Annotated in this window: 19 protein-coding genes; 16 read left to right on the plus strand and 3 right to left on the minus strand. The window is 63.4% G+C overall.

The genetic code is table 11. The annotated features are described in order from the left end of the window. Nucleotides 1–10: 10 nt before the first annotated feature. The 6 genes from D3242_RS24670 to D3242_RS24700 all read left to right on the plus strand — a co-directional run bounded on the left by D3242_RS24670 (nt 11) and on the right by D3242_RS24700 (nt 5,465). Complete coding sequence (locus D3242_RS24670) at nt 11–259, plus strand: DUF2312 domain-containing protein (RefSeq protein ID WP_064985741.1); 249 nt, start codon at nt 11–13, stop codon at nt 257–259. Beyond that, a complete protein-coding gene (locus D3242_RS24675) occupies nt 259–1,089 on the plus strand; it encodes an SAM-dependent methyltransferase (RefSeq protein ID WP_064985591.1) in 831 nt (276 codons plus the stop codon). The genes D3242_RS24670 and D3242_RS24675 overlap by 1 nt, the downstream gene beginning before the upstream one ends. After that, nucleotides 1,086–2,252 carry a DUF7146 domain-containing protein gene (locus D3242_RS24680; RefSeq protein ID WP_064985589.1) on the plus strand — a complete coding sequence of 389 codons (1,167 nt, stop codon included), beginning with the start codon at nt 1,086–1,088 and terminating at the stop codon, nt 2,250–2,252. Before D3242_RS24675 ends, D3242_RS24680 begins: the two co-directional genes overlap by 4 nt. Beyond that, nucleotides 2,252–2,488 carry an Acb2/Tad1 domain-containing protein gene (locus D3242_RS24685; RefSeq protein WP_064985588.1) on the plus strand — a complete coding sequence of 79 codons (237 nt, stop codon included), beginning with the start codon at nt 2,252–2,254 and terminating at the stop codon, nt 2,486–2,488. The genes D3242_RS24680 and D3242_RS24685 overlap by 1 nt, the downstream gene beginning before the upstream one ends. Before the next feature lie 51 nt (nt 2,489–2,539). After that, the gene (locus D3242_RS33345; protein ID WP_147377484.1) at nt 2,540–3,496 is read left to right on the plus strand and encodes a hypothetical protein; all 957 of its coding nucleotides are present in this window, start codon (nt 2,540–2,542) and stop codon (nt 3,494–3,496) included. 94 nt (nt 3,497–3,590) lie between these two features. Continuing rightward, complete coding sequence (locus tag D3242_RS24700; RefSeq protein WP_064985582.1) at nt 3,591–5,465, plus strand: hypothetical protein; 1,875 nt, start codon at nt 3,591–3,593, stop codon at nt 5,463–5,465. 2 nt (nt 5,466–5,467) lie between these two features. Here the strand turns inward: D3242_RS24700 and D3242_RS24705 are convergent, their stop codons facing one another. After that, entirely contained in the window at nt 5,468–5,698 is a 231-nt protein-coding gene (locus tag D3242_RS24705; RefSeq protein ID WP_120145534.1) for a hypothetical protein, read from the minus strand. Nucleotides 5,699–5,803: 105 nt separating this feature from the next. Further along, nucleotides 5,804–6,691: an ATP-dependent DNA ligase gene (locus D3242_RS24710; protein WP_064985578.1), complete on the minus strand. Its 888-nt coding sequence runs from the start codon at nt 6,689–6,691 to the stop codon at nt 5,804–5,806. A 135-nt stretch (nt 6,692–6,826) separates the two neighbouring features. Between D3242_RS24710 and D3242_RS24715 the strand changes: the two genes are divergently transcribed. The 4 genes from D3242_RS24715 to D3242_RS24735 all read left to right on the plus strand — a co-directional run bounded on the left by D3242_RS24715 (nt 6,827) and on the right by D3242_RS24735 (nt 10,842). Next, nucleotides 6,827–7,048 (plus strand): DUF768 domain-containing protein, encoded by a 222-nt coding sequence (locus D3242_RS24715; RefSeq protein WP_064985577.1) that lies wholly within the window; start codon nt 6,827–6,829, stop codon nt 7,046–7,048. A gap of 72 nt (nt 7,049–7,120) precedes the next feature. After that, nucleotides 7,121–7,345, plus strand: a complete 225-nt coding sequence (locus tag D3242_RS24720; protein WP_064985575.1) for a hypothetical protein — start codon at nt 7,121–7,123, stop codon at nt 7,343–7,345. A 941-nt stretch (nt 7,346–8,286) separates the two neighbouring features. After that, entirely contained in the window at nt 8,287–8,922 is a 636-nt protein-coding gene (locus tag D3242_RS24730; protein ID WP_064985572.1) for a hypothetical protein, read from the plus strand. 300 nt (nt 8,923–9,222) lie between these two features. Further along, the gene (locus D3242_RS24735) at nt 9,223–10,842 is read left to right on the plus strand and encodes a hypothetical protein (RefSeq protein ID WP_147377485.1); all 1,620 of its coding nucleotides are present in this window, start codon (nt 9,223–9,225) and stop codon (nt 10,840–10,842) included. 16 nt (nt 10,843–10,858) lie between these two features. On the opposite strand, the gene D3242_RS24740 is transcribed toward D3242_RS24735, so the two are convergent. Further along, nucleotides 10,859–11,245: a hypothetical protein gene (locus D3242_RS24740; RefSeq protein ID WP_064985568.1), complete on the minus strand. Its 387-nt coding sequence runs from the start codon at nt 11,243–11,245 to the stop codon at nt 10,859–10,861. Between D3242_RS24740 and D3242_RS24745 the strand changes: the two genes are divergently transcribed. The 6 genes from D3242_RS24745 to D3242_RS24770 all read left to right on the plus strand — a co-directional run bounded on the left by D3242_RS24745 (nt 11,244) and on the right by D3242_RS24770 (nt 15,744). Beyond that, on the plus strand, nt 11,244–11,438 hold the full coding sequence (locus D3242_RS24745; protein ID WP_064985567.1) for a hypothetical protein: 195 nt from the start codon (nt 11,244–11,246) through the stop codon (nt 11,436–11,438). The two genes, D3242_RS24740 and D3242_RS24745, sit on opposite strands and share 2 nt — an antisense overlap. Beyond that, nucleotides 11,438–13,048, plus strand: a complete 1,611-nt coding sequence (locus tag D3242_RS24750) for a portal protein (RefSeq protein ID WP_064985565.1) — start codon at nt 11,438–11,440, stop codon at nt 13,046–13,048. Before D3242_RS24745 ends, D3242_RS24750 begins: the two co-directional genes overlap by 1 nt. After that, nucleotides 13,045–13,425 carry a hypothetical protein gene (locus tag D3242_RS24755; protein WP_147377486.1) on the plus strand — a complete coding sequence of 127 codons (381 nt, stop codon included), beginning with the start codon at nt 13,045–13,047 and terminating at the stop codon, nt 13,423–13,425. The genes D3242_RS24750 and D3242_RS24755 overlap by 4 nt, the downstream gene beginning before the upstream one ends. After that, nucleotides 13,409–14,329, plus strand: a complete 921-nt coding sequence (locus D3242_RS24760) for a hypothetical protein (RefSeq protein WP_064985562.1) — start codon at nt 13,409–13,411, stop codon at nt 14,327–14,329. Before D3242_RS24755 ends, D3242_RS24760 begins: the two co-directional genes overlap by 17 nt. Before the next feature lie 159 nt (nt 14,330–14,488). Next, nucleotides 14,489–15,370: a phage capsid protein gene (locus tag D3242_RS24765; RefSeq protein ID WP_064985560.1), complete on the plus strand. Its 882-nt coding sequence runs from the start codon at nt 14,489–14,491 to the stop codon at nt 15,368–15,370. A gap of 74 nt (nt 15,371–15,444) precedes the next feature. Next, on the plus strand, nt 15,445–15,744 hold the full coding sequence (locus tag D3242_RS24770; RefSeq protein ID WP_081296198.1) for a hypothetical protein: 300 nt from the start codon (nt 15,445–15,447) through the stop codon (nt 15,742–15,744). The last annotated feature ends 18 nt before the right edge of the window (nt 15,745–15,762 follow it).

Genomic DNA, 15,762 nt, shown 5'->3' on the forward strand with positions numbered 1-15,762 from the left:
CAAGGAAGACATGACCGACACCAGCCAGACGGTCGCCGCCGGCCAGCTGCGCGCCATCATCGAGCGCATCGAGCGGCTGAACGAAGAAGCCAAGGCGATCGGCGAGGACAAGAAGGAAATTTTCGCCGAGGCGCGGGGCAATGGTTTTTCGGTCAAGGCGATCAAGACCATCATCCAGCTGCGCGGCAAGGACCATGCCGAGCGGCAGGAAGAAGAAAGCATCCTCGACCTCTACAAAGCCGCGCTCGGGATGCTGTGATGAACGCGCGGCTGGAAAACACCGCCGTCATGGCGCGGCGGGTCGAGCCGGCCGACAGCCTGGATTATTTTCCGACGCCGCCCTGGGGCACGCGGGCGGTCTGCGAACACATTCTGCCCCGGTTCGAAGCCCGCGACGCCATCACCGGCTATTTCCCCATGCTGGCGATCGACCCGGCCTGTGGCGAAGGCCACATGGCGCTTGCCTTGCGCGAGTATTTCCCGCTGGTGACGGCCAGCGATATCTTTGACTACGGCTTCGGCGGCGTCGCCGACTTCCTGCATCCGGACGCGAAAACCGCGCCGCGTGACTGGATCATCACCAATCCGCCTTTCAACCTCGGGCCGGAATTCGTGCTGGCCGCGCTCGATATCGCCCGGCGCGGCGTCGCCATGCTGGTGCGATCGGCGTTTCTGGAAGGGGAAGGGCGGTTTGCAAAACTTTATCGGCGCAACCCGCCGCACCTGATCGGCCAGTTCATCGAGCGCCTGCCCATGCATCGCGGCCGGTGGGTCATCAACGGCACCACGGCGACCAGCTATTGCTGGCTGGTCTGGCACAAATACAGCCCGCGCCCGGCCGACCCGGCGTTTTCGTGGATCCCGAAAAGCCGCAAGGCGCTGACCCGACACGACGATTGGCTGCGCTTTAACGGCTGTATGGACGTGCCGAAAACCCATGCCGTCATGCGCGCGATCGAGGCACTGAAGAAGCCGAAGCCCTATCGCGCGCCAGCGCTGACGCTGGCCGAGGTGCGCGCCGAGCTGGAACGCGAACGCCGGCCGGCGACGATCGGCGACATCGCCCGCGAGCTGGGAGCGCTGCTGTGAATGGCGATCTCGACATCATCAAGTCGGGGCTGATCGATCGCATCGAGAGCGTATGCGAAAGGCTGCTGCCGGACGGCAAGCCCGAGGGCGGCCTGTGGGTGGCGTGGAACCCGGTTGAACATGACCAAAAGCCCGGCCGCCTGCCGGCGCTGAAAGTGCGCGTTCGCAACGGCGATATCGGCGCGTGGAGCTGCTGGCGTTCTGGCGCCAAGGGCGACGTGCTGAAGCTGGTGGCCTATGTCGAGCGCACCGACATCAAGGGCGCGCTGGCGTGGGGCCGCGACTTCCTCGGCATCCGCTCGATGTCGCCGGCCGAGCGGCAAAACCTGCGCAAGGCCGAAGTGGTGCGCCAGAAGGAGCGCGACGAAAAGGCCGAGCGGGCGCGGCTGTTCAAACTGCAGACGGCCGACCAGCTGTTTTTCGCCAAGCCGTCGAGCAAGGAAACCGGCCCGGCCTACTGCCCGCAAGGCACGTTCGCTTATGGCGAGGGCAGCGCGGCCGAGCTGCACGCCAAGGCTTACTTTCGTGGGCGAGGCCTCGACCTCGACGCGGTGCCGAACCTCAACCGCTATTCCTTCCGGTTCTCGCCGGCGACGGAATGGTGGAAGGGCGCGCGCTATGACAACGCAAACGGCCGGCGCTGGAAGGCCGAGCGCGGGCCGCTGTTTCCCGCCATGCACTGCGCCATGCGCAACCGCATGGGCATCGTGACGGCCTGCCATGTCACCTTTTTCGATCCGATCAAGCCGAACAAAGCGCCTCTGGCGCCGGCGAAACTGATGTGGGGCGAAGCGCTGGGCGCCGTCATCGAAATTTCCATGGGGCCGAACGCTATCCCGTTCTGGATGGCCGATCGCGACGGCCTGGTGCCCGACGCTACCGTGATCGGCGAAGGCATCGAGACTGCCGCCAGCTTCTGCGCGCCGGTGCCGGAAGCGCGCGTGTGGGCGGCCGGTTCGCTCGCCGGCGTCGGATCGGCGCCGGTCGATCTCGACTGCGTCGAGTGGGTGCTGTTCGCGCGCGACAACAACAACGGCAACGCCCAGGCGCAAAAGCAATTCGATACCGCACTCGCCGGGCTGGAACGCCACGGCAAGCACGTCAGCGTGGAAGCCAGCCACGTGGGAGACGATTTCAACGACCTGGCGCAAGGAGAAGAGTGATGACTGAAAAAAGCGAACTGACTGAAGGCGGCTATCGCGTCGGCGTGTCGTTCAACCCGAGGGGCAATGCCGCCGTCGACCTCATCAAGGGCAAGGCGGCCGAGCTGATCGATATCCTGCAGCCGATCTCGGAAAACCGCGCGCATCCCGGCGCCCGTTGCGCCTCGATCGCCATGACGGAAATCGAAAGCGCGGCGATGTGGGCGGTCAAGGCCGTCACCAAGCAGCCGCGCTAGGCCTCAACCGGCGGCGCGAATGCCGCCTATTTCCTCGAAAGGATCAAGACCATGGGACGCAAGAGAGGAAGCCGCAATGCCGGTGCCCGAGCTGATGTTGCAGCGCCGCAAGGAAATACTGCTCTTGAAACCAGCGAAGCGGTTTCGGCAGTGCAGGCGGCTGACGCCAGCAATTCTGAAGGCAACGAATTGTCAGGCGATCGGCCTGTGGCCGCCGCTGGCGACACGGCGAGTGATGGAACCGGGCTTCAGCTGGGGGACGTACAACGCCCAGACGCTGGCCCTTTGGAAAGGGCTGCGCTTCAGACTGGCGCTGCGAATGCGAAACAGGAAGACGCGGCGGGGGCCGCCGGTAAGGCCGGGCAAGCGCAGGCTGCACAGCCACAGCCGGCCAGGGCTGCACAAGCGGAAACGGAAGAGCTGACCGATGGGCAAGACGATGCTGGAACAGGCAAGAGCGGAGATCCTGAAAACCTTCCTCCTGCCGCCGGAGACACTACAGAAGCTTTGGCCGACACAGCTGGAAATGATCCAGGGGACGGCGGTGCGGCAGATCACGATCACGGCAACGGGGCTGGCGATCCGGCGGATCAAGACGAACTGACCTTCAAGTCACCGCTGGATGTCGCCGAGCTGGCGCGCGGCGTCGCGGCGGCGGCGCGTTTCTTCGCCGATGGCGCCGTGGGCGAGCCGGATATTTTCGAACGCGAGGAAGCCGCCATCATGGCCGATTTCGTGCGCGGCAATACCGAGGCGCCGGTGGAAGCCATGTTCATCCATCTTGGCCTGCAGAAGCGCTACCCGCGCACGGTGCCAAACCGGGACGATCTGTTCGTGCTGACGCTGTTTCATGCCGCCTGCAAGGTCGCGTTCCGCTTGGAGGCCGATCGCGACGCCGAGGAAGCGGCGCGGACGGCCCAGCCGGCGCCGGCCGGTGGCTGGCCGGGCGAACAGGCGATGAGACCACAGCCGGAAGCGTTCTCGCCGTCCGGCTTTTCCCCGCGCTAGGTCCGACTGCCCCAAGACGCCTAGCGCCCTTGGCCCGCCGGTGGGTGAATACGCCGGCGGGTCTTTTTAGACACCGAACAGCATGGAATGAGCAGTGGCCAAGGCGCAGACACAGACAGGCAGCAAGGCAATCCGCGCGGCATTCGCCGACGCCAAGCGGGCAAAGGACGAGGCCGACGCGCTCAACGTGATCGACCCCGACCCGAACCTGCCGCGCGAAGGCATCAACCCCGGCCAGTGGCCCGGCGCGCCGTTCGACAACATGCCGCCGGACTGCCCGGTCAAAGTCGTCGGCCGCGATTCGGAAGGGCTGGTCTACTGCATTTCGACCACCGGCAATCTTCGCAAGATCGAGCGCTGGGACATGCCGGCACTGTCCGACCTGTTCGCGCCGAAGCTCAACACGCTGTTTTGGAGCTGGCCCGGCTTCGGCAAGAAAAAGGTGTACGACGCCGACACCGACAGCATGGTCGAAAAGCTCGTGGTCAACCGTGTCGAGCGCGATAAGGCCATGATGGCGATCATCAATGAAGCCGCGCGAAAGCCGGATTTCGATCCGCATACGCAGCATCGCGGCCGTGGCGGCTGGCAGGACAGCCATGGCCGCTTCGTCTGGCATTCCGGCGGCTGGCTGTGGATGGTCGATGGCAAGCGGCTGGAACAGGCCCGACCGGCCCAGCATGACGGTTTTCTTTACACCAAGCAGGCCGGCACGATCGAGCCTTGGGCCGAGCCGGTGACACAGGAGGAAAGCCCCGCGCGGCGCATCCTCGAAGATCTCCAAACATGGAACTGGCAGCGGCCCTACCTCGACCCTGTGCTGGTGCTGGGCTGGATCGGCACGGCGCTGATGGGCGGCGCCCTGAAGGCGCGGCCGATCATCTTTGCCACCGGCGGCGCCGGCGTCGGCAAGTCGCGCCTGCAGGAAGTGGTGCGCTCGGCGCTGGCGGGCGCGGTGACGCAATCGGTCAACACCACGGCCGCCGGCATCTACCAGCGCGCCAAGACCGACAGCCTGCCGTTCATGATCGACGAGCTGGAATCAAAGCCCGGCTCGACCAGGGCGGAAAGCGTCATCGAGCTGGCGCGAGTCGCCTACACCGGCGGCGATATCAGCCGCGGCGGCCAAGACCACGAGGCGACCACGTTTACCGCGCGCAATTCGTTCTTTTTCTCTGCCATCATCCCGCCGCCCATGGGCGCGCAGGACAAGACGCGCATGGCCATGCTCAACCTTTCGCAGCTCGATCGGCCGGGCAAGAGCGGCCGCGACCTGGTGCTGAAACCGGAGACGGACGGCCGCATGATCTTGCGGCAGATTATGGACGGCTGGAAAGAGTTCAACGATGTGCTGATGCCCGACATGGCCACCATATTGGGCGAGCAAGGCATGTCGGCGCGCGCGATCGACACCTTCGGAACGCTGCTGGCGGCCGCGCGGCTGCTGGTCGGCGACAAGGTGCTGGAAGAGATCGGCTTGCCGGTCGCCGACGCCTCGCATTTGGGCGAGCTGATCGCCGAGGCCACCTCGGCCGACCGCACCGAAAACCTCGACCACTGGCACAAATGCATCGACACGCTATTCCAGAGCCAAATCGATGCCTGGCGCGACGGCGTCAAGCCGACGATCGGCGGCGTGTGCGAGCTGCTGCGCATCGGCCCGCAAGCCGGCGGCTGGGACGCCAAGGGCGCGCGCGAGCGCTTGGAGCTGGTCAGCCTCGGCTGCTTCGATCGCGGCAAGGTCGACGCTAACGCCGGTGCCGTGCTGGCGGTGCCGGCGAGCGGGCCGGCGCTGCACAGGATCTTCGGCGATACCGATTTCCACAAGGGCGGCTGGTATACGGCGCTGAAACAGGCGCCCAAGGGCATCGTGCTGCCGGCGCGCAAGGTCAAGATCAACGGCAGCACGACGCATTGCCTGCTGATCGATCTGGAAGCGTTCGAGCGGCATGTTGGAGCGGGGCTGTGAGGTTATCCCACGCGTTTTTTCTGGTCGTCGAGTAGCGCGTACATTTCGGCCAGCAATGCCTCCTCGTTAGTAATGCCGTGCTGGAAAGCGACGAGAATCCTAAAGGCCAGTTCCTCGCCTTCGATCGCCGTCCGCTCCCAGTTGGCAGAGACGCACAACTTGTCGAAAACCCTTTGGCATATGGCTAGGTCCTGCGGTCCCAGGAATTGAAATTGTGATACGAAGTCCGACATCGAAACCTCCCTCATGGGTGCCAATGAGCGGATTGGGACGATATCAAAAAACGGGCTGATTTACGAGTGGATTCGAGCTTGTTGACCAACAGCTCGCCGTGCCGGTTAGGTTCCTTCATCGTGCAAATCTTGCACCGAAGCGTGACGAAGTTTTGACTCGCCGCGAAGATACCGCACCCGGGCCGTTATGCCAGGGCTGACCCATTCAACGCTCGGGCCTGCTATCGCCTTAGGTACGCCCGCCGGCTGCTCGGCGCGGGCGCGCTCCAACCGTCGCAGCAACCGTTCCTTGATGGAACGGTTTGTCGCTATGACAGCACTGCCCACGTATTTCCCATCTCGGGCCATGAGACCCTCGGTCTGCTTGCCGCGCTCGCGCTTGACCCCAATCAGCTCGAAATCGGCAACGTCCCAGCATTTCGCCTTCACCCAGGCATCCGACTTGCCGGCACGATAGGGGCTGTTCTTTCGCTTCGAGACCATACCCTCGAGTCCCATTTTATCGACGGCCGCAAAGAACTCGGCGCCACCGCCCTCGACGTGCTGACTGTACTGGATGATGCCTTCCGCTGGCTTCACCACGTTCCAAAGGATCGCCTTTCGCTCGATCGTTGGCAGAGCGCGAAGGTCTTTGCCATCCTTGTGCAAGATGTCGAATGCGACGAAGGCCAACAGCTCGGCGTTCCAGGCCATGCGAGAGTGCATTTGATGGAAATTTGGCCGGCCGTCCGCCTCAGGCGCTATCACTTCGCCGTCGAGGATGAGCGTCTTCGCCGGCAGCTTTTCCAGCGCCGCGACGATCGGCCAGTAGCGCTTCGACCAGTCAATGCCGGTGCGGGTAAAGGCGCGACCGCCGGCCCAATCGAGAATTAGCTGGGTACGAAAGCCGTCATATTTGATTTCATGCAACCAGTCATCGCTCAGGGGCACTTCGAGTACCAGCAGCGGTTCCTGCGGTTTAATGAATTTAAGCCGCGTTTGGTCGCTACGCATCCACGCCTACTCCCACACCCGCCAATTAATAAGATTGAGCTAAAATAGTTCCGGAACTTTCACCGCCGCTGCCGGCCGGCAACATCACCGAAACCGACTGACGGAACCGACGACCGCTCGCGAGCTTTAGAGTCGATGAGCACGCGCGGAATCAACTTCCTCGACCAATGGATCGCCAACAACGTTCCCGAGACGGCCGGCGCCGACGTCATCTCGGTCGACAATCTGACTAACCGGCTCATCGCCGACGCCAAAGCGGCCGGCATCAACCGGGGCGAGATCGACGAAGAGGTCGACAGCCTCTACCGCACGATCCTCGACGCGATTGTGCATTACGACCCCGGCCTGCCCGAATAGGCCTTGCCCCAAGATCGAGACGAGGAATATAATCCTCCTCGTTGCGGCGAACCCCTCAAACGGAGTCGCCAAATGGCCAGAACCAAACCCTCCAAGCAGTTATCGCAGGCTGAAATCGAGTGCTTCCTGGCGGCAGCGGAAGCGCTACACAAGAGCATCGTGAAACCGTTCATATCACCGCATTGCGACCACTACCGGTCAACGCGTGTCCTGCATGAGGTGTTGTTGAAGACCGTGCGGGAAGTCACCGGGAAGGAAGTCGAGTTCATCCGCTGGTTTGGGGGCGGTTCGGCCTAGCGATCAGGTGCTTAGGCTTCCTCATCCTGTTCGCCCCAATATCGCCAATGAGTAGGCTCCACATCCACTAAATGGCCGGTTATTGCGTCTTTCCACCCGTCGACGGCGCGTCTGCACGGAAATACCAGCGTATGCATGCCGTCTTCGTCCAGAACGGCCAGTTCCAGGCTCCGAAAGTAGGGGGCATTGAGTATGGTCTGCCACATTAGAAAATGATGCGCCTATCGTCCCTGCCGGCTTTGATTTCGCGCAAATCTTTAACAAGCCCACGGAGGAGGCGCGCGACCAGCGCGCCTTGCAGCGCGCCAAGGCTGATAGGTGAGGCTGTGAGCGCACCCGGCGCCGGCGTTGCCATCGAGCGCCACCCTGGTGCGCGTGCCGGCCGCAATGCGTCACGCCGAAACAACCAGCAGCCCGGCAGGGCTGCGCCGCTTTCCCTATACCCGCCGCCACGGGATGGATTTATTCGCGATTTTTGGGCGATTTGAGCCGATCCCGCGCCCGTTTCGCCGGGTCATTTCGTGACATTCTGTCATCGTTTTCCCGCGCCCCATTTGACGCCCTGCGCCCCCGCCCAGTCCGGTTTCAGACGAGTTCCGCCGCGCCAAACCATGGCTTGCAATTGACGATAGGCGGTTTCGGCGAGGCTGATTGAGCCGCTGACGGGTTCGGGAGCGGTTACCGGGTTGCCCCAAAGTTACCGCATGGGTAACCGAGAAAAGCCAAGGAAATCAATAACATGACTGTTTCGGTTACCGGTTCCCCGGCTAATGCAACCTCGCATCACACGCGCGCGCGCATGCGCTGTATGAGGTAACCACGTAACCGGTAACCGCAGGGGTATATCCATTTGAATTATCTATCGAAAAGCCGGTTCCCGAACGGTTACCCGGCGCCTCGATCGGGAACCGGAATAAAAAATTGGCCTTGGAGCGCTTTTCATGGCGGATGACGCAAATCAGGGGCATCGCGACGCCCACACACCGCGCCCAGGCGGCGACAATGCGCCGCCGGCCGAGCTGCCGGGCGCCGATCCGCTCGACCTCTTGGCCGGCTTGCCAGATGGCGAGGGCGAAGACGTTCTGGCGCTGGCGGCGGAAATCGTTGCTGCGCCAGCGCGGGCGCGGGGGAGGCCGATGGGTGCCGCCAACCGCAAGAACGGCGACCTAATCCGCTACCTGCAGGCGCGCGGCCACCGCGACCCGATGGTGACGCTATCCATGATCCAGTCGGCCGACTTCGGCGCGCTGTGCAAGATGGTCGGCGCCGCCGGCGCGAAACAAAAGATCGCGGTCCTCGGCATCATCCGAGGCGCGGCGGCCGACCTGATGCCGTACCACCACGCGAAGAAGCCGCAACAGATCGAGCTGCCGACCGGCGACTTGCGGCCGCTGATGGTGATCGGCGAAATGAACGTGACGCAGATCAACGGCGATGGCGGGTTCATGTCGGCTGGCGTGATGCCGGACGAAAAACCCAATGAAATCAATGGTGCTGCCGTGCGACTAAGCGAGGGCCAGTCGCACGAGAATGCTAACGCGTTCAAAGATAACGACAATCCGGGGTCAAGCGACTGATTGCAAATCAGTTGCGATATTGAAAACCGGAATCGTCGGGGCAGTTCTCGTGCACGTGCACGTGAGCGGCGCGCCGCCTGGTGTATCGCCTCGACCCCGCCCCCCTGCCTTGCCTGGCCAGAACCGGCGCGGTCGAATTTCAAAAACGGACCCCACCCCCCACCGCCCACGGGGGCTGCGCCTCACACACACCGCCTATTTCGGCGGCTCGCACTGGACTCGCTGGCGGCGGAAATAAATTCGCTGCGTTGAATCGGGACGCGGGCACGCGGGACGCGCGCCGCAGAAGGGTCGAGGGTCATGGGTCAGTCGCAAAAAGATTACGATCGCCAAGCGCTTTTCAACATCTTCCAGTTCATTCCGCCGGGGCCAGTGGCTGCGAGTTATATCCAATCCGAAGGGCCCATGAACTTCATCCGTGGCCCATGGGGAAGCGGGAAGACTGTCGCGACCGTGTTCAAGATCGCGAGGCACGCCGGAACGGTTTTCCCGGTCTGTAGGGATGGCGTGGTGCATGTCCGGTGCGCTGCGATCCGCGACACCTATCGGGAAATGGCCAAGACGGCGCTGGCGTCGTGGCACCAGTTCTTTCCCAAGCGCGGCCCGTTTACGGCCCCACAAGCCGATGCCTATTCGGGCGGGCAGGATCGACCGGTCAAACACATCCTTGAATGGGACGTGGTGCGAAAATGGCCAGACGGCCCAAAGAAGACCCTTGTGCGGCTCGAAATGGAGTTCGGAGCGATCGGCAACGAAAACCTCGACAGCTTCTTCAAGGGCTACGAGATTTCCATGGGCTGGATCAACGAATGCGACCTGATCCACGAGGACGCCCCGGCACGGTTCTTTGGTCGAACAGCGCGCTTTCCGCCGCGCGCCGAAATCGCCGAGTGGGAGGCAGATCGCCTCGGCGTCGAGACCGATGAAGAAACGGGGCATCAGGTCATCCGATTGCCGCGCATCATCATGGGGGACTTCAATCCACCGGACGAGTCAAACTGGACTTACAAGCGGGAGATCGAAGAGCCGGAAAAATGGCCTGGCTACAAGTTCTTTGCGCAGCCTTCCGGCCTGTCGCCGCAGGGCGAGAACCGCCGCGGCAAAACCAGAAAAGACTATGAGGACGAAGAAACAAGTTTCGGCGGGCCGAAGGCGGCTGATGCACGCCGAAACGTGCACGGCGAGTATGCGGCGAAGAAAGTCGGAACAGTCGTCTACAGCAATTTTGCGCTCACTAAGCATCGCGCTGACACAAAGCTAGAACCGGTGCGCAACCTTCCGTATTTCATGGGCTTCGACGCCGGCGGCCGGCCGGCCTGCGCAATCGGCCAGTTCATGCCAACCGGCCAGTTCCGCGCGCTGCGCGAAATCATTTCCGATCCTGACATCATCACCGGGCCGCGCCGCCACGCCGAAGCGGTGATGGAGGTTCTGTTGCGCGACTTTGCCGGCATGGCCTGCGGGGGCGCCTGGGGCGATCCTTCGGCGTGGGATGGTGCCGATCGCCAGCGCGGCGAGCTGGCGCACATGGAAACCGTTTCGCTGGCGCTGAACATTCCGATTTATCCGACAGAAACGAACGACTTCAAGTCGCGCTTTGAGGCCGTCGATTTCTACCTAAACGGTGATCTCGATGCCAACACGCCACGCTCGCTGTGGTGCCCTTCGCTGAAGTACACGATCCGGGGCTTCGTCTCGCAGTATCACCTGACCAAACATTCCAGCGAGGCCAAGACCGAAAGCGTCGAGATCGACAAGAACGAATATTCCCACATCCAAGATGCTTGGCAATATTTGCTCTACGGCTATCGCGGCCGCGCAAAGGTTAGGAAAGACGCCGCCCAGCTCGGCCGGCCGGCGAACGTGGTGCCGATCCGCTCCATCACCGCCAAGTCGGATTTCGATGTCTTCAAGTCCTGACTCCTGGCGCATCGTCTCACCGGCGCCGCGCGTTGCCGCGCTCGCCCTCGCGGGCGCAGGTGCGCGTGGGAGGCGGCTGCTGCTGGCCCAGGCGCGCAACCGTGAGCATGTCGACACGGTCGGCATCTATCGCGGCGATGAGTGCATGGCCGTGGTGTACTTCGGGCGGCACGGCTGGCGGCGCATCGAAATGGCGCTGTCGATATCGCCGGCGGCCGCCAACCACATGGGCCGGCTGGTCCGCATCGCGCAATTGACGCTTTTTGCCATGGCCGAAACTCACCTCATCATCACCCGCATCCGGGGCTTCAACGCCGCCGGCCAGCGCATGGCGATGCTCGTTGGCTTCCACCCGCACGGCGATTTCGAGCCCGGCGTGTGGATCTTGAGGAAGGGCGGACATGTCAGCAATCCTAGATCCCGGCAAGGCGGCGCGCAAAGCGGCCGAAGAACAGAAGGCCAGCCAGGCGGTTGCGAATGACCGGCAGCTGGCCGAGCTGCGCCAGCAGGATGCCAGCACTGACGCAACCAGGCGCAATCCGCGCGGCCGCCGCCTGTTCGTCGCCGATGCCGCCTCCAAAGCCAATCTAAGCTAATGGCCGAAGTCGCCGCCGGGACCGGCACGCCGGTCGACAAGCAGCGCATGCGCTCCAAGCAGGTGTGGACGAACCGCACCGGCTGGGATGCCATGTATTGCGAGGCTTACGACTATGTGCTGCCGAACCGGCGGCCGGGCGGAACGGGCAAAGCGAAGCGCCCGACGCAGATGATTTTCGACATGACCGGGCCAAACTCGGCCATGCATTGCGCCGGCGAAATCCAGCGCCAGATGTTCCCGGCCTCGACGCCCTTCGTCGCCGAAACCGGCCCGCTCGTGGCGCAGCAACTGAAGGCCAGCGAAAAGGTCGCCTGGGACAAGAAGCTGCAGGGCGTGGCGAGCTTCGTCTACCCGTTCATGAAAACCGGCGACTATGACGACGCCATGCACGAGGCCTGCACCGACCTGACGCTCGGCACCGGCGTGGTGTTGCCGCTCAAAGGCCCGTCGATCAACGAACCGGTGCGCTTTGCCTGCATTCCGCAGGATGAAGTGGCAATCGGGCAGGATGCGTGGGGCCGCGTCAATTTCGTGTCGTGGAAGCGCTGCAACCTCGGCCGCGAAGCGATCGTCGAGGCATGGCCCAAGGGCGTCTTCAGCGCCGATTTCAAGAAGGCCGCAAAGGAAAAACCTTACGAGGAAATCACCGTCTATCAGGATTTCTACCGCCTGCCGAACATGCGCTGGCGGTTCTGCGTCTATCTCGAGACGGAAGGCGGCTTCATCGCGCAGGAAGAGTACGCCACTCAGCCGGTGGCAGTCATGCGCTTCTACCGCTGGCCGGGCGAGGCCTATGGGCGCGGCCCGGTGCTGTTCGCGCTGCCGACCATCAAGACCGTGAACAAGGCGCAGGAACTGACGCTGAAGGCGGCGGCCATCCAACTGCTCGGCATCTGGGGTTTCCGGGCCGGCGGCACGTTCAACCCCGACACGGTGCGACTTGGCCCCGGCGAGTTCTGGCCGATGCAGTCGACCGGCGGCCTGCTCGGCCCTGATGTGCAGCGGCTCGACCCCGCCGGCGGCCGCATCGACGTGGCGAAAATGATCATCGGCGATGGCCAGCGGCAGATTCGCGAAGCGCTGCTGGACACCCGCCTGTTCGATGATGGCGGCACGCCGCCCTCGGCCTCGGAAGTGGCCTTGATTCAGGCGCAGAACGCCAAGGTCCACATCGGCGCCTATGGCCGGCTGAACACCGAAGGCACCGGCGTCATCGTGCCGCGCGTCATGGAAATCCTCAATGAGTGGCAAATCCTGCCGCAACTGATGAGCTTCAACCAGCTGCTGGTGTCCATGTACATCAATTCGCCGATGGCGGCGGCGCTGAAGGCGGACGAGCTGCAGGCCTCGGTGAACTATTACCGCCTGGTGGCCGAGACGGTCGGGCCGGATCGGGTCAACGAGTATATTTCGGTCGACCGCTACCTTGACCGCACACGGCAGGGGCTACTGGTGCCGATCGACGTTGTCACCACGGAAGACGAAAAGACGGCGGCGCAGCAGGAGAATGCCCAGCGCCAGGCGGCCATGGTTGCTGCGCAAGCCGCCGTCAAGGCCGCGCCCCAGCTGGTGCAGGCCGCAACCCAGCCGGAGCAACAGGCAGCATGAGCGGCGGACCCTTTCCTTTTGCCCGGCCGATGATGGCCATCGACCAGCTGCTTGCCGGCACGCCGACATGGGAAGGCCTCAACCAGGCATTTTTCCCGAGCAAGACCGCCGACAATTTCGACCCCGGCGACGACATGAAGCAGGTGCTTTTCCATTTCTACAACACCCAGGAAGGCCGGCGCATCATCGAATGGATGGCCGACCTGACGGTGCGGGCGCCGTTCCCGCATGTCGGCAATCTCATGGAAGGCGCGGCGCTGGCCGCCGCCAAGCACGAGGCACGAACCGCCGTTGGCTATGCGTTGCTGCGCGCCATCGCCGAGGGCGAACAACTGTGGACGCAGCAAAGGAGCCAAACCCATGAAGCATCTTCTTGAGAAATATTTGCCCGTTCGCGAAGCCGAGGGCGGCGGCGCAGGCGGCGGTGGGGCTGGTGGCGCAACAGAACCCGCCGGCGGTGCCGGCGGAGCGGCGGCGGCCGCGCCCGCAGGTGGCTCCAACGACGCGGCCGCCGCCGCAGCAGCCGCAGCCGCTGGCCAGCCTTACCGGCCGCAAGGCCTGCCGGATACGATGTTCGGCAAGGATGACCGCGAGACCATGGACAAGATGGCCAGCGCGCTCGACGGCTACCGCAAGCGCGATTCGGCGGTGCCAGACAAGGTCGAGGCCTACAACGCTTTCGAGATCGACAAGGCGCCGGAAGCCATCCGGCCGCATCTGCAGGAATTGGCTAAGGATCCTCTGTTCGGCGCCGTCGCCAAGGTGGCGATGGAAGAAAAGGTGCCGCCGGCGGTGCTGCACAAACTGACCAGCGCGCTTTATGCCCAAGCGGCCGAGGCCGGCATTCTGGAAGCGGCCATCGACCCGGCCAAGGAACGCGCCGCACTGCTGCCGGAAAGCGCCAAGAGCGTGCCAAAGGCCGAGCAGGACAAGGCGATCGAAGCCCGGCTTACCGAAAACGAAGACTTCATCAAGCTGCTGATGAAGCCCGGCGCCGACGGCAAGTCGAAGCTTGACCCCAAGGTTGGCGAAAACGCCCTGCTGATGCTGATGGACACTGCCCACGGCAATCAGTTCCTCGAATTCGTGCGAGGCCAGATGACCGGCGCCGACAAGGCCCAGCCATTCGGCGGCAGCGGCACGACGCCGGCGGGCCAGGACGCGCGCGCTTCCCTCCGCGCCGAGCTGGCCGCGCCCGAAATGAACCCACAGCATCCCAAGTTCGACCGCGCCAAATGGGAAGAGCTGAACGCCAAGTATCAGCGCGTCGTCGGCGTCTGACCGGCTCGCAATTGACGCCGCGCCGGCCGGGTCATTCTCGGCCGGCGCAACCAAGGGAGCGACCCGGCGGCATCGGGCTATCCTTCACCGGACCCCGAAAGAACCGGCTCTATCGGCCCCACGGCTGCTTCAAACAGCAACCTTAGAAGGGGTCTTCCCATGTCACAGAATATCGCAGCCTGGTTTACCGAAAAGATCAAGGACCAGGTCACCGTCTCCTACCAGGCGCACGGCGGAATGCTCGACAACACCATGATGTCGGGCGACGTGGTGGCCAACACGGTCAAGTTCCCGATCATCGGCCGCACCGAAGTCTACAAGCTGACCGGCGCCATCGAACGCGTGCCCGCCGGCGGCCCCGGTCTCTCGACTGTCCAGATGACCTTCGACGATTTCGAAGCGTCGGATTTCTGGCGCACTCAGGACGCCTACAAGGCCGGACCGAATGAGCAGGCCGCCTTGGCGACGATCCTTGTCAACGCAGTTCGTCGCAAGCGCGACACCATCAAGCTGGACGCACTGGCTGCCTTCGTTGCCGCCGGCGGCAACGGTACCAAGACGATCGGCGACGGCACTACGCGTATCGACATCCTCGACCTCGAACAGGCCCGCGCCGAAATGGCCGGGGCCGCCGTCGATGACGAGGTGTATTGCGGCCTTCCGGCAATGTGGTTCAGCCAGCTCAAGTTCTACAAGGAATTTGCTGACTCTCATTGGGTCGGGCTTGATGATGCACCGTTCTCCAAACAACAGCGCATGAAGACCCGCACCTATTCGGGAGTGAACTATATCGAGCTGCCCGACGAGTATTTCACCGGCAAGGACGGCACCTCACTCTACGCCTACATGTGGGCGAAGAACGCGATGGGCGCCGAAACCCCGTGGAATCAGGAAACCCCTGACATCACAAAGCAGCCGCTGCTGCAGGGCTCGCCGTACCTCGTCAAGACCGGGCTCGGCGGTGCCGCGATCGGTATCCAGGGTCTTGCCGTGAAGCGTCTCGACTTCCTCAAAATCACCAAGCCGGCGCGTCCGGCCTAGGAGCGCGTCCATTTCCCGCCGGCAATCCAGCCGGCGGGGTATCCAACTTCAACGCTATCACAGGAGCATTTCCAATGGCTGGTTTCGAACCTCGTTCACTCGCGCTGTACAACTCGGTTCCATACGGCGCCAACACCGGCGGCGTTGCCTCGAAGACGGTGGATTTCTTCAGCTACGCCACCGCCGATGCGGTCGCGACCGTCATCGCCGCCGGCTACTTCAACGGCGCCCGCGCCAAGCTGAAGGTCAACAGCGTGATCGACGCCCTTTGCGTCGCTGACGGCGTCGGCGATCGCGTGTCGCTGATCGTCACGGCCGTGCCGGCATCGGGAAACGTGACTGTCGCCATCAACACCGACGCTTCGGGCGCGTAACGCCGGCTTGCCGGCAGA

This window comes from Mesorhizobium jarvisii (genome assembly GCF_003601985.1).
In the GTDB taxonomy this organism is placed as follows: domain Bacteria; phylum Pseudomonadota; class Alphaproteobacteria; order Rhizobiales; family Rhizobiaceae; genus Mesorhizobium; species Mesorhizobium jarvisii.

Excerpts from the sequence above, each read along its gene's own strand:
- D3242_RS24715 (WP_064985577.1), top strand. The coding sequence starts at position 6,827 with ATGAGCACGCGCGGAATCAACTTCCTCGACCAATGGATCGCCAACAAC.
- D3242_RS24675 (WP_064985591.1), top strand. The coding sequence starts at position 259 with ATGAACGCGCGGCTGGAAAACACCGCCGTCATGGCGCGGCGGGTCGAG.
- D3242_RS24735 (WP_147377485.1), top strand. The coding sequence starts at position 9,223 with ATGGGTCAGTCGCAAAAAGATTACGATCGCCAAGCGCTTTTCAACATC.
- D3242_RS33345 (WP_147377484.1), top strand. The coding sequence starts at position 2,540 with ATGGGACGCAAGAGAGGAAGCCGCAATGCCGGTGCCCGAGCTGATGTT.
- D3242_RS24710 (WP_064985578.1), bottom strand. The coding sequence starts at position 6,691 with ATGCGTAGCGACCAAACGCGGCTTAAATTCATTAAACCGCAGGAACCG.
- D3242_RS24765 (WP_064985560.1), top strand. The coding sequence starts at position 14,489 with ATGTCACAGAATATCGCAGCCTGGTTTACCGAAAAGATCAAGGACCAG.
- D3242_RS24705 (WP_120145534.1), bottom strand. The coding sequence starts at position 5,698 with ATGTCGGACTTCGTATCACAATTTCAATTCCTGGGACCGCAGGACCTA.
- D3242_RS24755 (WP_147377486.1), top strand. The coding sequence starts at position 13,045 with ATGAGCGGCGGACCCTTTCCTTTTGCCCGGCCGATGATGGCCATCGAC.
- D3242_RS24770 (WP_081296198.1), top strand. The coding sequence starts at position 15,445 with ATGGCTGGTTTCGAACCTCGTTCACTCGCGCTGTACAACTCGGTTCCA.
- D3242_RS24685 (WP_064985588.1), top strand. The coding sequence starts at position 2,252 with ATGACTGAAAAAAGCGAACTGACTGAAGGCGGCTATCGCGTCGGCGTG.
- D3242_RS24760 (WP_064985562.1), top strand. The coding sequence starts at position 13,409 with ATGAAGCATCTTCTTGAGAAATATTTGCCCGTTCGCGAAGCCGAGGGC.
- D3242_RS24740 (WP_064985568.1), bottom strand. The coding sequence starts at position 11,245 with ATGTCCGCCCTTCCTCAAGATCCACACGCCGGGCTCGAAATCGCCGTG.
- D3242_RS24745 (WP_064985567.1), top strand. The coding sequence starts at position 11,244 with ATGTCAGCAATCCTAGATCCCGGCAAGGCGGCGCGCAAAGCGGCCGAA.
- D3242_RS24720 (WP_064985575.1), top strand. The coding sequence starts at position 7,121 with ATGGCCAGAACCAAACCCTCCAAGCAGTTATCGCAGGCTGAAATCGAG.
- D3242_RS24670 (WP_064985741.1), top strand. The coding sequence starts at position 11 with ATGACCGACACCAGCCAGACGGTCGCCGCCGGCCAGCTGCGCGCCATC.
- D3242_RS24750 (WP_064985565.1), top strand. The coding sequence starts at position 11,438 with ATGGCCGAAGTCGCCGCCGGGACCGGCACGCCGGTCGACAAGCAGCGC.
- D3242_RS24730 (WP_064985572.1), top strand. The coding sequence starts at position 8,287 with ATGGCGGATGACGCAAATCAGGGGCATCGCGACGCCCACACACCGCGC.